The sequence below is a fragment of the Cyclobacterium sp. 1_MG-2023 genome (assembly GCF_030546805.1).
Lineage (GTDB): Bacteria > Bacteroidota > Bacteroidia > Cytophagales > Cyclobacteriaceae > Cyclobacterium.
Genome location: NZ_JAUOPC010000010.1, coordinates 218,850 through 231,999, shown reverse-complemented (window position 1 = coordinate 231,999; position 13,150 = coordinate 218,850). Strand labels below are relative to the sequence as shown.

Annotated in this window: 11 protein-coding genes; 8 read left to right on the top strand and 3 right to left on the bottom strand. The window is 37.0% G+C overall.

The genetic code is table 11. The annotated features are described in order from the left end of the window. The first annotated feature begins 63 nt into the window (after nucleotides 1-63). Genes Q4534_RS16815 through Q4534_RS16805 form a run of 3 tightly spaced genes read left to right on the top strand, consistent with a single transcriptional unit; the run spans nucleotide 64 to nucleotide 2,746 of the window. Nucleotides 64-981 (top strand): AraC family transcriptional regulator, encoded by a 918-nt coding sequence (locus Q4534_RS16815; RefSeq protein WP_303614309.1) that lies wholly within the window; start codon nucleotides 64-66, stop codon nucleotides 979-981. A 6-nt stretch (nucleotides 982-987) separates the two neighbouring features. After that, nucleotides 988-1,668, top strand: a complete 681-nt coding sequence (locus Q4534_RS16810; protein WP_303614308.1) for an NAD-dependent epimerase/dehydratase family protein — start codon at nucleotides 988-990, stop codon at nucleotides 1,666-1,668. Nucleotides 1,669-1,678: 10 nt separating this feature from the next. Continuing rightward, a complete protein-coding gene (locus tag Q4534_RS16805) occupies nucleotides 1,679-2,746 on the top strand; it encodes an NAD-dependent epimerase/dehydratase family protein (protein ID WP_303614307.1) in 1,068 nt (355 codons plus the stop codon). A 102-nt stretch (nucleotides 2,747-2,848) separates the two neighbouring features. On the opposite strand, the gene Q4534_RS16800 is transcribed toward Q4534_RS16805, so the two are convergent. Further along, nucleotides 2,849-4,105, bottom strand: coding sequence for an acetylxylan esterase (locus Q4534_RS16800; RefSeq protein WP_303614306.1), 1,257 nt, complete (start codon nucleotides 4,103-4,105; stop codon nucleotides 2,849-2,851). Nucleotides 4,106-4,757: 652 nt separating this feature from the next. On the opposite strand from Q4534_RS16800, the gene Q4534_RS16795 reads away from it, so the two are divergent. From Q4534_RS16795 to Q4534_RS16785, 3 genes are read left to right on the top strand one after another with little or no spacing between them, the layout of a single operon-like run. Further along, nucleotides 4,758-5,870: a Re/Si-specific NAD(P)(+) transhydrogenase subunit alpha gene (locus Q4534_RS16795; RefSeq protein WP_303614305.1), complete on the top strand. Its 1,113-nt coding sequence runs from the start codon at nucleotides 4,758-4,760 to the stop codon at nucleotides 5,868-5,870. 1 nt (nucleotide 5,871) lies between these two features. Next, nucleotides 5,872-6,189, top strand: a complete 318-nt coding sequence (locus Q4534_RS16790; RefSeq protein WP_303614304.1) for an NAD(P) transhydrogenase subunit alpha — start codon at nucleotides 5,872-5,874, stop codon at nucleotides 6,187-6,189. Between the two features lie 5 nt (nucleotides 6,190-6,194). Next, nucleotides 6,195-7,562, top strand: coding sequence for an NAD(P)(+) transhydrogenase (Re/Si-specific) subunit beta (locus Q4534_RS16785; RefSeq protein WP_303614303.1), 1,368 nt, complete (start codon nucleotides 6,195-6,197; stop codon nucleotides 7,560-7,562). A gap of 100 nt (nucleotides 7,563-7,662) precedes the next feature. On the opposite strand, the gene Q4534_RS16780 is transcribed toward Q4534_RS16785, so the two are convergent. Next, entirely contained in the window at nucleotides 7,663-8,286 is a 624-nt protein-coding gene (locus Q4534_RS16780) for a bifunctional 2-polyprenyl-6-hydroxyphenol methylase/3-demethylubiquinol 3-O-methyltransferase UbiG (RefSeq protein ID WP_303614336.1), read from the bottom strand. A gap of 264 nt (nucleotides 8,287-8,550) precedes the next feature. On the opposite strand from Q4534_RS16780, the gene Q4534_RS16775 reads away from it, so the two are divergent. After that, the gene (locus Q4534_RS16775) at nucleotides 8,551-10,452 is read left to right on the top strand and encodes a hypothetical protein (RefSeq protein ID WP_303614302.1); all 1,902 of its coding nucleotides are present in this window, start codon (nucleotides 8,551-8,553) and stop codon (nucleotides 10,450-10,452) included. 5 nt (nucleotides 10,453-10,457) lie between these two features. After that, nucleotides 10,458-12,365 (top strand): hypothetical protein, encoded by a 1,908-nt coding sequence (locus Q4534_RS16770; protein WP_303614301.1) that lies wholly within the window; start codon nucleotides 10,458-10,460, stop codon nucleotides 12,363-12,365. A 194-nt stretch (nucleotides 12,366-12,559) separates the two neighbouring features. Here the strand turns inward: Q4534_RS16770 and Q4534_RS16765 are convergent, their stop codons facing one another. After that, nucleotides 12,560-13,099 (bottom strand): hypothetical protein, encoded by a 540-nt coding sequence (locus Q4534_RS16765; protein ID WP_303614300.1) that lies wholly within the window; start codon nucleotides 13,097-13,099, stop codon nucleotides 12,560-12,562. Nucleotides 13,100-13,150 lie beyond the last annotated feature (51 nt).

The window sequence follows — 13,150 nt, the reverse complement described above, 5'->3', positions numbered from 1 at the left end:
CTGCATTTTGTGTTATTGTTATTAAATATATTCGGTGAAATTTGAACCTGAAATTAATAAAAAATGCAAGAAGATATATTTTATATAAAATCCATTAGCGAACTTCATAAACTACTTGGATTCCCCAAGACTTCGCACCCTCTAATCAGTATCCTAGATGTAAGTCAACTGCAAATAGGCCCCCAATTGATCGGTAAAAAACTCGTTACTGATTTGTACTCCATAGCTCTAAAAGATGCCAGTTGTGGCTTAGATTATGGACGAAACTCCTATGATTTTAATGAGGGAGTATTAATTTTCACAGCGCCCAATCAAGTTATATCCACCCAAAAAGAGCAGCAATTAAATGAAATTCACGGATGGATGCTATTTATTCATCCCGACCTTATTCGCAATACCGACTTGGGAAAAAGAATGGATAATTATGGCTTTTTCTCTTACGATGTGTATGAAGCACTTCACCTTTCTGACGCAGAGCAAAATACCTTAAATGAATGTGTCAAATTGATTCAAATCGAAATTGATGAGCGCATTGATAACCATAGTCAAAGGGTTATCGTAAGCACTTTGGAATTACTATTGAATTACAGTTTGCGCTACTATGAGCGGCAATTCAATACCAGAACAGCTCAAAATATAGATGTAGTAAGTCAATTTGAGACATTGTTAAAAGATTATTATAAAGAAGGGAAATTTGAAGATCAGGGCACCCCTCCTATTGATTATTTTACTGAGGCCATTCACCTTTCTCCCCATTATCTAAGTGATTTGTTGAAAAAAGAAACAGGTCTAAGTATAAAAGACCATATCAATCATTTCATAATAGAAAAGGCCAAAATGCTATTGTTAAGTGATTCAGACGCTATAAGTGGTATTGCATATAAATTGGGCTTTAACTACCCACACTATTTCAGTCGCTTGTTTAAATCCAAGACTGGTTTAAGCCCCAATGAGTATCGGAACAAAGTCTCCCTAAATTAATTTTCAATGAAAATAATTATTACAGGGTCTACCGGAATGGTAGGTCATGCAGCGCTATTAGAAAGTCTGGATTCTCCAACAGTTTCGGAAGTATTGGTTATTAATCGAAAGTCAATTGAAACAAAACACCCCAAACTTAAAGAGCTCTTGATCACAGATTTTTCAGAGATTCCTTCGCATACCGACAAATTGACCGGATATGACGGCTGTTTCCATTGCATGGGGGTTTCTGCTTTAGGAATTGATGAAACTGATTATACCAAAATGACTTTTGGCTATAGCAAAATTTTATTTGACACCCTATTTAAAATAAACGCTGACATGAAAATAATTTATGTCTCGGGGGTAGGAACAGACAGTACAGAGAAGGGTAAGTACATGTGGGCAAGAGTAAAAGGCAAAACTGAAAACTACCTTTTAAATCTTGGCTTTAAGGATGCCTATGCATTTCGGCCTGGATTAATTCTACCCGAAAAAGGGATAAAATCAAAAACCGGATGGTACAATACAATGTATTCCCTCCTTAGGCCTGTTTTTCCTATGATTAAAAAAATGAAAGGTACCATCGGAAGTAGTGATTTAGGCAAAGCAATGCTATCTCTACTTAAAAGACCAATAGCGATAAAAATCATTGAACCTATACAAATTAAATATTTGGCAGAATCCGGGTTTTACTTTAATAATTAATTTTAAAAAAATGACAACAATAGATAAATCTAAACCAGTATTGGTAACAGGTGCCAATGGATACGTCGCCAGTTGGCTGGTAAAAAAACTATTAGATGAAGGAATAACAGTGCATGCAGCGGTTCGAGACCCTAATAATGACAAGAAAATTAGTCATTTAAAAGCGCTAGCTTCCAAGTCAAAGGGAGAAATAAAGTTCTTTTCCGGTGACTTAATGAAACCGGATTCTTACAAAGCAGCCATGGAAGGTTGTGCTTTGGTATACCATACGGCTTCCCCATTTACAATGGATATAAAGGATCCACAAACGGAATTGATAGCACCAGCCGTAAGTGGAACAGCCAACGTTTTAAATACTGCGAAAGAAGTAAGTAGCGTAAAACGCATTATTGTTACCAGCAGTTGTGCGGCCATATACACGGATGCCATCGACACGATCAAGGCCCCTGAAGGCAAAATTACTGAAGAAGTATGGAATACTACAGCCTCCTTAGACTACCAGCCTTATTCTTATTCAAAAACTTTGGCTGAAAAGAAGGCCTGGGAATTAGAAAAATCACAAAATCAGTGGGACTTGGTGACCATTAACATGTCCCTTGTACTGGGGCCGGCATTGAACCTTGGCAATACAACTTCAGAAAGCATAAATATACTGAAAATGCTTGGAAGCGGAGAACTCAAAATGGGGGCGCCTAAAATGGGGCTTGGTGTAGTTGACGTTCGGGATGTAGCTGAAGCTCATTATAAAGCAGGATTTACCCCTGAAGCAAAAGGGCGCTATATTACATCTGCTTATGATACAAACCTATTGGAAATGAGTGAAATTCTGCTACCTAAATTCGGTGACAAATACCTTTTGCCGAAAAGAGCAATGCCAAAATGGTTATTGATGTTGATAGGGCCAATGGCCAATAAATTGTTTACGCGAAAATACATCAAGAATAATGTAAATATTCCTTTCCATGCAGACAATTCTAAAATTAAAAAAGAGTTGGGCATCAAATTTATGCCTTTGAAACAAACGATGGAAGATTCTTTTCAAATGATGATCAATGAAGGGGTCTTTAAATCCAAATAGTTTTGGTATCACAAAGTTACCAATGACAAAAAAACATAAAAGGAGGCACAAAAGCCTCCTTTTTGTTTCAATAAAATAGAATGTTAGTATCAGTGATTTTTTCTAAAAATGCATGTCTGCAAAATCCAAGTACTGCGCCCAATCATAAGGCAATAAACCATGATCCCCGGAACGAATATGATAACCTATACTTCCCATTACAGGTTGGTTTAAAGGGGGAAGCACTTCCGCAGGCACACCTTCTTTTCCAAATAACTCATAGGCCGGAGAAGCGGCCACACAAGATAAAAACTCACCCTTTGGGTCTGCCCAGGTATCTTCCACACCACTTGCCACATACAAAGGCCTGGGTGCCATCAAAGCCAGCAATTGGTGCTGGTCTACAGGTAATTCGTTTTCTCTTTTATTATAGATTGAAAAACTATCAGAAAACCAATAGGGAATTACATTTATCATCTGTCCAATCGTTTCCCCATAAGCACGGCGGGACAAGGCGGCACCACCGCAGCCCGAATTATTAGAAATAACCAGAGCAAATCTTTCGTCCGTTGCCCCTGCCCATAAGGCTGCTTTACCGAGTCTGCTATGACCAAGTACAGCTATTTTCTTAGGATTGACCCAATCTACATCTTCCAAGTAATCCATTACCCTTGAAAGCCCCCATCCCCAAGCTGCAATACTAGCCCAGGAACTGGCATTTCTTTTTTCATCGGGATATAAAGCGTGGACACCATTTTTAAAACCATCACCATAATCAGGATCTATTTCTCCGTAATAAAGGGTCACCAAGCCATAGCCTCTGGATAAAATAGCTTCATATGGCCAATTGGCAATACGTTGGCCTCTCCCCTTTTCTGAAGCTTTATTGTTTGAACTTCCCATTTTTTCGTTATTTCTAATCCATGCCTCAGGCACAGCTACCTGATTGTCGGAAGAAATGGTATGGTTTCCATAAAAATTAAGTCCCAAAAAAGCAGGTGCTTTCTTTACTGAATTTGGATAAAACACCAATAAATCTAAATCTAATGACCTTCCTGCTCTTTCCAAGCTTAGCCTAACCACCTGTCGAGTAGCTTTCCCATTCAGATAATCTTTATTCTCAAGTATTACTTTACTTGTGATTTTACCGTCCCATTCAGGAGATTTTCCGTAAACATGTTTTTCAAAAAGGTGTAATATTTCCCCCCTTCTCTTTCTCCATTGTTTTTTGCTTTCAACCGGTTCTCCATTCTCCATTTCTAGAAGAGCGGGTAAGGTATAGGTAGGGACCTTGCTCTCTTCGTAATTTGGAACGAACTCCTGACTTAAAGCAGGATAAACAAGACTAAATAAAAGAGCAATCAAAAGAAAAGATTTCATTGTTTCGTTTTCACTTTTTAACGTTTCTTAAAGTACTGTAGTGAATGTACTTGTTTTTGTTCAATGGAAAAAGGTTTCAAGAATCAAAAAGTCACCATCCAGCCAAAGGGTCTAAAAAAACTTTTAACTACAGCGGCAGAATCGAGAATAAATTTTATTAGGCTAAATGTTCAATTTCAACTTGTTTAAACCCGACTTTTGAAATAGGATTTCCTACGTTTACGGGAAGTGATTTCAGTAGGTAATAAATTGCCTATTGGATTTTTATGGAAAAGATCATTTCACCTAGTAAGTAGAGCCAAAAATTCTGCGTTGATAAAACCTTAGTCTTTTAAAAGGCAAAATGCAATACGCCCAAATTAAGTGCTATTAGCACTTAAGGTTGATAAAATTGGGTGCAAAATTCAATGGATCGAATAACATCAATTGAATTTCGCGGAATTTTTTAAAGATGTTTTCAATAAAAGATGAAAAAATCAATCAATTCGTTAAAAAGTGAAAGTTTTAAAGAACATTAGGTTAAAATCCGTAAAAAAGTGCTTTTTTTGCACTGCCAAAGTCTATTGATATTTTAATTCCTTTTGCGTGAGAGTAAAAGTGATGATTTGATTTTGGAAACTCAACGTTTGGAATACAACAATAAAACACCATTATGATTTTAGGAATTTTAAAAGAACCTTCTCCGGAAACTAGAGTTTCTTTACATCCGGAAGCAGTAAAGGTCCTAACTGCAACAGGCAATAAAGTCCTGATTGAAAAAGGGGCCGGAGAATCCTCTTTCCTTTCTGATGCCACATATTTGGAAGTCGGTGCTGAAGTTAAAGAACGCAAAGAAGTTTTGAAAGATGCAGAAATGATTTTTCAAATAACACCATTGGACCCCATGGACTATCCTTCTTTAAAAAAGGGTAAATATTTATTTGGTGTCTATCAGCCTTTGGTTGCAAGGGAATTGATGAAAACCATCGCCGACACGGGCGTTTCATTGTTTAGTATGGATTCCATTCCAAGAATTACCCGTGCTCAAAGTATGGACGTTTTGTCTTCTATGAGTACTGTTTCAGGGTATAAAGCTGTTTTACTTGCTGCTGCCAATTTGCCAAGATTTTTCCCTATGCTAATGACTGCTGCAGGCACTATTGCACCTGCTAAGGTTTTGGTAATAGGTGCAGGAGTAGCTGGTTTACAAGCCATTGCCACCGCTAAAAGATTAGGTGCTGTGGTTGAAGCATTTGATACAAGACCATCTGTAAAAGAACAAGTAGAAAGTTTAGGAGGTAAATTTGTAGAAGTACCCGGTGCTGTTGAAGACAAAGGAGCTGGCGGATATGCAGTTGAACAGTCTGAAGAGTACAAGAAAAAACAATCTGAAATGTTGGAGCAATCCATCATTAAATCAGATGTTGTCATCACAACGGCTTTGATACCTGGAAGAAAGGCACCCATTCTAATCACAAAAGCAATGTTGGAGAAAATGAAATCCGGTGCTGTTGTAGTTGATTTAGCAGCGGCCAATGGAGGAAATTGTGAAGGAACCCAAAACAATGACACGGTAACAATTGATGGAGTCACCGTAATCGGTAATTCTGCTTTACCTTCCACCATGCCTCAGGATGCCAGTAAAATGTACAGTAAAAACGTACAAAATCTTTTAAAACTTCTTTTAAAAGAAGATCAGTTGAATCTGAATTTTGAAGATGAAATAATTAAAGGAACCTGCATCACAAATGATGGAGCAATAGTTTATGAACCCTTATTAAAATAATATGGAAGCGATTATTGAATACATATCAATTAACCAACAGGAACTCTATATTTTCATTCTGGCAATATTTGTAGGTGTTGAGGTGATTTCTAAAGTACCCACAGTACTACATACACCGCTAATGTCAGGTTCAAATGCCCTTTCGGGAGTAGTGATTGTCGGATCAATTATTGTTTTGGGAAAAACAGATCCTGCAAACTACCTGGCCTTGTCTTTAGGCTTTTTAGCAGTATTACTTGCTACCCTTAATGTAGTGGGAGGCTTTGCTGTTACCAACAGAATGTTAGAGATGTTTAAGAAAAAACCCGGTAAAAAATAAAAATTATGATTTTACAGATAATAGATATTTGCTACCTCGTAGCGGTAGTACTTTTTATTGTTGGAATCAAGATGATGAGTCATCCGGATTCTGCGAGGAAAGGTAATAGCATTGCATTATCAGGAATGATATTGGCTATTTTAGCCTCGTTTTTAACACCAGGTTTAGACAATCTGGCACTGATTCTAATTGCAATGGTTCTTGGAACAATTGGTGGTATTTATTCTGCCAAAACAGTTCAAATGACGGCCATGCCCCAATTGGTATCCTTCTTTAACGGAATGGGTGGAGCTGCTGCAGCTTTAATTGGCTTGGTTGAATACGGTGACCTTCCTGTGGATGACATTGGAAAAGGAGCTGTTTTGATGTCAAGTTTAGTGATTGGATCTGTTTCTTTTTCAGGATCTTTAATAGCCATGGGTAAGCTTCAGGGCGTATTAAAAGACATCCGAATCAATAAAATGTTAGGCTTTGCAGTACTTGCCATTGCCGTAGCATTGGCCGCTTATATCCTAACTTCAGGTGAACCACAACCAATATTAATCTATGTCTTGGTAGTGCTATCATTAATTTATGGATTAATGTTCGTTTACCCGATTGGGGGAGCAGATATGCCGGTAGTCATTTCTTTACTTAACTCACTAACCGGGGTTACTGCCGCTACCACAGGTTTACTTTATGACAATAAGGTAATGTTAATGGGTGGTATTTTGGTAGGTTCCGCAGGGATTCTGTTGACCTTATTGATGGCCAAAGCCATGAACAGATCCGTTTCTAACATTTTGTTTACCTCATTTGGTGCAGGTTCAGGAACTGCAGCTGCAGGTGCTGATGGTGATCAAGTAGCTAAAGAAATCAATGCTTATGATTCTTCCATTCTTTTGGCTTATGCCAAACGTGTAGTAATTGTCCCGGGTTACGGTCTTGCTGTGGCACAAGCTCAACATGCTGTACATGATTTAGAGAAAATTCTAGAAGAAAAAGGTGTTGAGGTATTGTATGGTATTCACCCTGTTGCAGGAAGAATGCCTGGTCATATGAACGTATTGTTGGCTGAATCAGATGTACCTTATGACAAACTTATCGAAATGGACGACATGAACGAGAAGTTGCCCAATACAGATGTAGTGATGGTCATTGGTGCCAATGATGTAGTTAATCCAGCTGCAAATGATGACCCTTCAAGTCCAATATACGGAATGCCTATTTTGGAAGTCAATAAAGCTGCCAATGTTATTGTTATCAAAAGAAGTATGAGTTCAGGCTACGCCGGAATTCAGAATGCACTCTTTTTTGATCCTAAAACCCGCATGCTTTTCGGTGATGCCAAGAAGGTCCTCAACGAACTCGTTGCAGAAGTTAAAAACATGTAACATAAAAAGGCTGCTTTTGAAAGCAGCCTTTTTTTATTGTTTAAAGGAATTACAATTTTTTAGCAGTACTTGCAAAATTTTCAATTCGTCTAGGCCAGGCTTACTTTTTCTTCCCCACAAACCTGATGACCGATCCCTTTCCGTTATGGTAAAGGCCTTCACCTAATTCAACTTCTTTTTCTTCCAATTGCAAAATTTCGTAATTGGAAAAGTCTGCTTTAATTTCCTCAATGGAGAAAAGAGAATCCAAATCCCTAGGTCCTCCAATTTTCTCATTCTTGGCTCTGTAAGTCAAATTATTCTTACTAAAAGCTTCAAAAACCACAAAGCCTCCTTTTTTTAAATAACCATCCAATATTTTATGGTATGCAGACTTAAGGTTAGCCGGAAAATGCGCATAGATAAGTCCAATCACATCAAACTCCTCTTGAGGGAAATTTACAGCCCCTAAATCTCCTACTTGATAGTCTATGGTCACTCCATTCTTTTTGGCCAATTTCATGGCTTTCTTCTTTCCTTCTTCACTTTGATCAAAAGCAAAAACAGACCATCCAAGTTTTGCCGCAAATACTGCATTTCTCCCTTCCCCTTCAGCCGGCAATAGTATTTTACCGGTTTTTAATTCTTTGATTTTTTCCTCAAAGAATACATTGGGAGTTTCTCCATAGGCATAATCTTCCTCGCCATACCTTTCATTCCATTTTTTTATCCAAATATCTTCCATCATGCTAAATTTAATTATTTACCAAAAATTATAAAAATAGAAGCTGACCCTTAACCAATTTAAATTGAAAAGTCACTGGTAATTATGTCATTACAAATACCCTTCCCCTATCAAAGGTAAATTCATAATTCTAGAAAAAGAAAACTACTTTAATTTTTAACAAAAAACATTTTTAATATTTTAAAATACATTTTTAAATATTTGAAATAAATGGCTGTATTTTTAAAAATAATATTTAGTTTTACGAAACCTTTTTTTTAAAACATGAACAAATGGAAATTAATCCACTACATTAAACTTTTTAGTTTGATTGTTTTGGGGGCATGTACTACAGAGTATGAACAACAATTGCCCACGGATGGAAGCATAAGCTTTCAGGTTATGGAGAGCTACGTAGGAAATGAAAGCAGTAGGAACTTAGCGCTTCCTATTCAAGGAGTCAACAATGTTGTCCTTACAATAGAAAGCGAAAATGGCTCACAAACTATTTTAGAACGTAAATCCTTACCTATTTTAAGTTTTGGGGATGAAATTCTAATCGAAGAAATTAACCTTTCTCAAGGTAGCTACCAAATTAGCGATTTTTATTTAACGGACAGTACAGGAAACATCCTTTATGCTACGCCAATGGAGGGATCTGAATTTGGTGACTATCTTGCTCAACCACTTCCCATCCCTTTTGAAGTGACCACAGGTGAATCTCAAAGCTTAAACCTTGAAATCATCTCTACTGCGGGAAAAAATCCTGACCCTTTCGGTTTTGAGTCCGGCATGCCGGGTTTTCGGGAGACCTTTTACTTTTTCATTTCTGCAGTACTTGAGAAGGTTGATGACTTTATGGATTTTATCCCGGCTGAATTGACAGTTAGCCAGGGGGAGCATTTGCTGAGCCAGCAACTTAATGGCAAATTGAACAAAATCGTACTACCAAAGTCGAGTGAAAATTATGATTTAACACTCACTTATAAAGCTTTCCAACCCATTGAAAAGCAAATTAGTTATGACAGTCTCCGTTTATTTAAAGACATTCCGCTAATTATTGAAATGACAAAAAAACGAGATGATGCGTTTTATATAGGGGGTGGATTTGTGGGAGATGTACTACTAAGCTCTCAAGCGGCTGTAGACTCGTTTGGGTTAAAAGGTTATGATATTATCCATGGAAATTTAACTTTGGGCCAATCTCATGAAGGTTCAACCGATCCTATACAAGATCTTTCGGCTTTAGCCTCCATAGAGCAGGTGGATGAGAACTTAATCATTTCAGGCAACCCTGATTTACAATCATTGGAAGGGCTGAAATATATACAAACAATTTCCCAGGACTTAATAATCAGAAGTAACCCCAAATTGAAGTCGTTTTCTGATTTAACATCATTAGAAAATTTAACGGGTTTGAATTTAACCAATAATCCTAGCATGCAAAATTTTGAAGGCTTGGAACACCTTACTTCCAAACTAGAAGGGTTACATATTGAGAGCATGCAACATTTTATCGACTTTTCTGGGTTTGAAAATGCTACAAACCTTCAGAAAATAACCATTCAATCCAATACCAATATCAAGCATCTGAAATTCCCCAATCAAACCGAAATAATAAATTCAAAAGTTACGGTGAAAAATAACCCATCACTAATCTCTTTTGGTGATGAAGAAGGTGGGTTTATGTTTATTGAAAAACTTCATCTGGAAGGTAATGATAATTTAGCAAATTTAGATGGACTTCTTCAATCCAACGGTGAAGGGATTAGCGAATTGATTGTCAAACTTCTCCCCAAGGTGACCACACTTTCACCTCTCTTTTTCAATAAAGAGATAGAAGGAATTCACTTATATTACAATGAATCCTTAGAAGATATTGATGCAATAGGAACAGGGGAAACCATTAATGATTTATTTGCTATCAAAGGCAATCCAAAACTAAAAAATCTTGACGGATTTAAAGGTATTTCGAAAATTTCTTTCTACATCATAGCATTACCCGGTTATCCGATTTCCCCACCTAATAAGATTATTATTGAAGATAATGAATCCCTAGTTGATTTCTGCGGATTAAAAGACGTGAAAATTACCTCAAATGAGAATTTAGAATTCGGAGTGAAAATTAATAATAATGCCTATAATCCAAGTTTAAACGATATCTCAGGAGGGATGTGTAAACCATGAGAGAAATGTTATTAAAATTCCGTTTAGCCATCTTTGTAAGTTTTATTTTGCTCGGTACAACATTGCAGTCATGTGAAGAGGCCGAAGGGCCCGACGTAAATCCCGACCCTATTGCTAATCCGGGTGAAGATCCGGAAACCGAAGAAAAATTACCCGCTGTAATTGTCAAGATCGCTAAAACATCGAATGCATCTTCAAGGCAACTTCGGGTTACAACTTACAGTAAAGCAATTATTACAATCCAAACAGCAGAAGGAGACTCAACTTCCTATGATAGCAAGCACATCCAGGTTCAGGATATGGGAGACCATTACCTGACAGAGAAAATTATTCTTCCGGAAGGCTCCTATCAGGTAGTTGCATTTTATGTACTGGATGATAACAATGACATTGTTGAAGCAAGCCCCAAGAAAAACTCAACATTGAGCAAAGATCAAGATTTGTCCTTACCCTTGTCTTTTGATTTACAATCAATAGAAACTGAAATTGGAGAGGAAGCTGAAATGGAAATTTCAATGCAAGTGGTAGCTGCTGAAGGTCAAAGCCCTGCAGATTTTGGCTATCAGTCGTTTGGTTTGAACATTGTAGAGGCCACATCTAATCAATTTTTTATAGCCATGGTTACTGATACCAGATTGATGGATTTTCTACCTGGAGAAGTGGAAATAACTGCAGATGGAGAAATCATCACCCAGGAATTGATCGCCGGTATTAACGAATCAGTGGAACTTCCCATTGCTGAAAGTTATGCTATCCTATTGAAAAGTTTCAATTTTGATGATTTCACGGATACGCTAACAATTGATCAGCTAAAGGAATTTTCAACGCATCCATTGATTGTGGAAATGAAGGAAGCGGATTTTAAATGTGTAGAAGGTGATTTTCCTCAATATCTGGTATTGTCTACCCAAACCGAATTAAACAATTGGGCATTAAGGTGTGGCAAGGGTACAATCGCAAGCCTTACCATACAGGGAGATGCAGGTGATGATCCAATCATAGACCTGTCACCATTGGAATTGATTACTGAAATTTATGACAAAATAGAGATTAAAAACACCTCCCATTTAAAAACCCTTCATGGATTACAAAACGTCACACAGGTAGGAGATTATTTTAACCTAATTATAAACAATAATACCAGTTTAGAAACACTGGAAGACTTAACCTTTTCAGAAACCCAGCCCCAACGTTTAAATTTAACTATTGCTGACAACCCCTCTTTGGTCAACCTCCTTGGCTTGGAGAAAATAAAAAAACTAGGTAGTGTTTTTATCAACAGCAATGACAAGTTAATCAATTTCAAAGGACTAGATCAGGTTCTGGAGATCAATTATATGGCGGTTTCTGATAATGATGCACAGACTACTTTCGAGGGATTGAGTAATGTAAGACAAATCGGTTCTCTTGAAATTAAAGATATAGATATAGTTAACTTTGAGGATTTTCATAATGTAGAAACAATTGGTTCGCTAAGTTTGACCTATATGGATGAGCTCCTAGATTTCACAGGATTTACAGGTACGGTGACTTCTTCTTTGAATTTTGATACTAATGATTTAATCTCATTGAAAGGCCTAAAGGTTTCAGATGAAATGCGGACTATAAGTTTATATGGCAATTTTTCATTGCGTAGTATTAAGGAATTAGGTAATCTAGAAAAGATTGAAAGAGACTTAAGTATTATAGGCAATACGACCCTTCCCACATTAGAGGGGCTTGAAAACTTGATTGCTGTAGACCTTAGTCATACTATAAAAATCGAAAACAATGATTGGCTTACCGATTACTGTGCTTTATCGAAGTTAGTAAATGAAGGAACACATCCGGATATCGCGATTACTAATAATGGTTATAACCCCACTCTGGAGCAAATTCAAGGGGAGGAATGTAAAGGAGAATTGGAATGGTAAAATTATCCCGGATAAGCAATTTACTTATCCGGGATTACTTATTAAACCCGAAATAAGCAATAGGCATTCTATTACGTATTGAACCGTCTCGGCGGATAAAATCAGTCTCTTTTTTTTCAATCCTTCCTTTCGATAGCCAGGAGCTCCATAGCGAGGCCATGTTAATATCTCCTATAAGACCAGGAAACGAACTTTTACAAAATAAAATTGTAGGCAAGGACAAACAACACCGGCCAAGGTTCTGTAAGGTCAGTAATCCGTGGATCTTGCTTAAGTTGGTCAAGATCATTTTTATAATTCATTAGTCTAACAGGCAAAATCAATCCCAAATTCAAGAAACCTCCAACGCTACGACTATTGATTTTTATCCCTGTGCCTAAAGACGGTCCAAAATAAGTTTTACTTGATTCTGGAAGACCATCAATTTTAATTGCCGCATTGGTTCCTACCATAGCAGAAAAATAAAATTGAGTAGCGCTTTTGCTGTCAAAATCTTTCATGAAGCCTACATTATAGCCAACATCAGCAATTTGGTACCCTAAACCTCCAAATAAATTAAATCCTTTGCCAATATTATTACTTATTTGCAAACCTAAACCTCCATAAGGCAAACCTCCACCAAATCCAATAAACGAATTTCCCTTTTGTGATGTTAGATGTTCTTTTTGAGCAAATCCTGATAAAGTAATTAAAAAACAAGCAAAAAATAATCCTACAATTCTTACGATTTTCATAAAACAATAATTTTTCTCTGGTAAAATTCTTATACCATTACTTCAAAAAGC

Excerpts from the sequence above, each read along its gene's own strand:
- Q4534_RS16795 (WP_303614305.1), top strand. The coding sequence starts at position 4,758 with ATGATTTTAGGAATTTTAAAAGAACCTTCTCCGGAAACTAGAGTTTCT.
- Q4534_RS16780 (WP_303614336.1), bottom strand. The coding sequence starts at position 8,286 with ATGGAAGATATTTGGATAAAAAAATGGAATGAAAGGTATGGCGAGGAA.
- Q4534_RS16790 (WP_303614304.1), top strand. The coding sequence starts at position 5,872 with ATGGAAGCGATTATTGAATACATATCAATTAACCAACAGGAACTCTAT.
- Q4534_RS16775 (WP_303614302.1), top strand. The coding sequence starts at position 8,551 with ATGAACAAATGGAAATTAATCCACTACATTAAACTTTTTAGTTTGATT.
- Q4534_RS16765 (WP_303614300.1), bottom strand. The coding sequence starts at position 13,099 with ATGAAAATCGTAAGAATTGTAGGATTATTTTTTGCTTGTTTTTTAATT.
- Q4534_RS16770 (WP_303614301.1), top strand. The coding sequence starts at position 10,458 with ATGTTATTAAAATTCCGTTTAGCCATCTTTGTAAGTTTTATTTTGCTC.
- Q4534_RS16810 (WP_303614308.1), top strand. The coding sequence starts at position 988 with ATGAAAATAATTATTACAGGGTCTACCGGAATGGTAGGTCATGCAGCG.
- Q4534_RS16800 (WP_303614306.1), bottom strand. The coding sequence starts at position 4,105 with ATGAAATCTTTTCTTTTGATTGCTCTTTTATTTAGTCTTGTTTATCCT.
- Q4534_RS16785 (WP_303614303.1), top strand. The coding sequence starts at position 6,195 with ATGATTTTACAGATAATAGATATTTGCTACCTCGTAGCGGTAGTACTT.
- Q4534_RS16815 (WP_303614309.1), top strand. The coding sequence starts at position 64 with ATGCAAGAAGATATATTTTATATAAAATCCATTAGCGAACTTCATAAA.
- Q4534_RS16805 (WP_303614307.1), top strand. The coding sequence starts at position 1,679 with ATGACAACAATAGATAAATCTAAACCAGTATTGGTAACAGGTGCCAAT.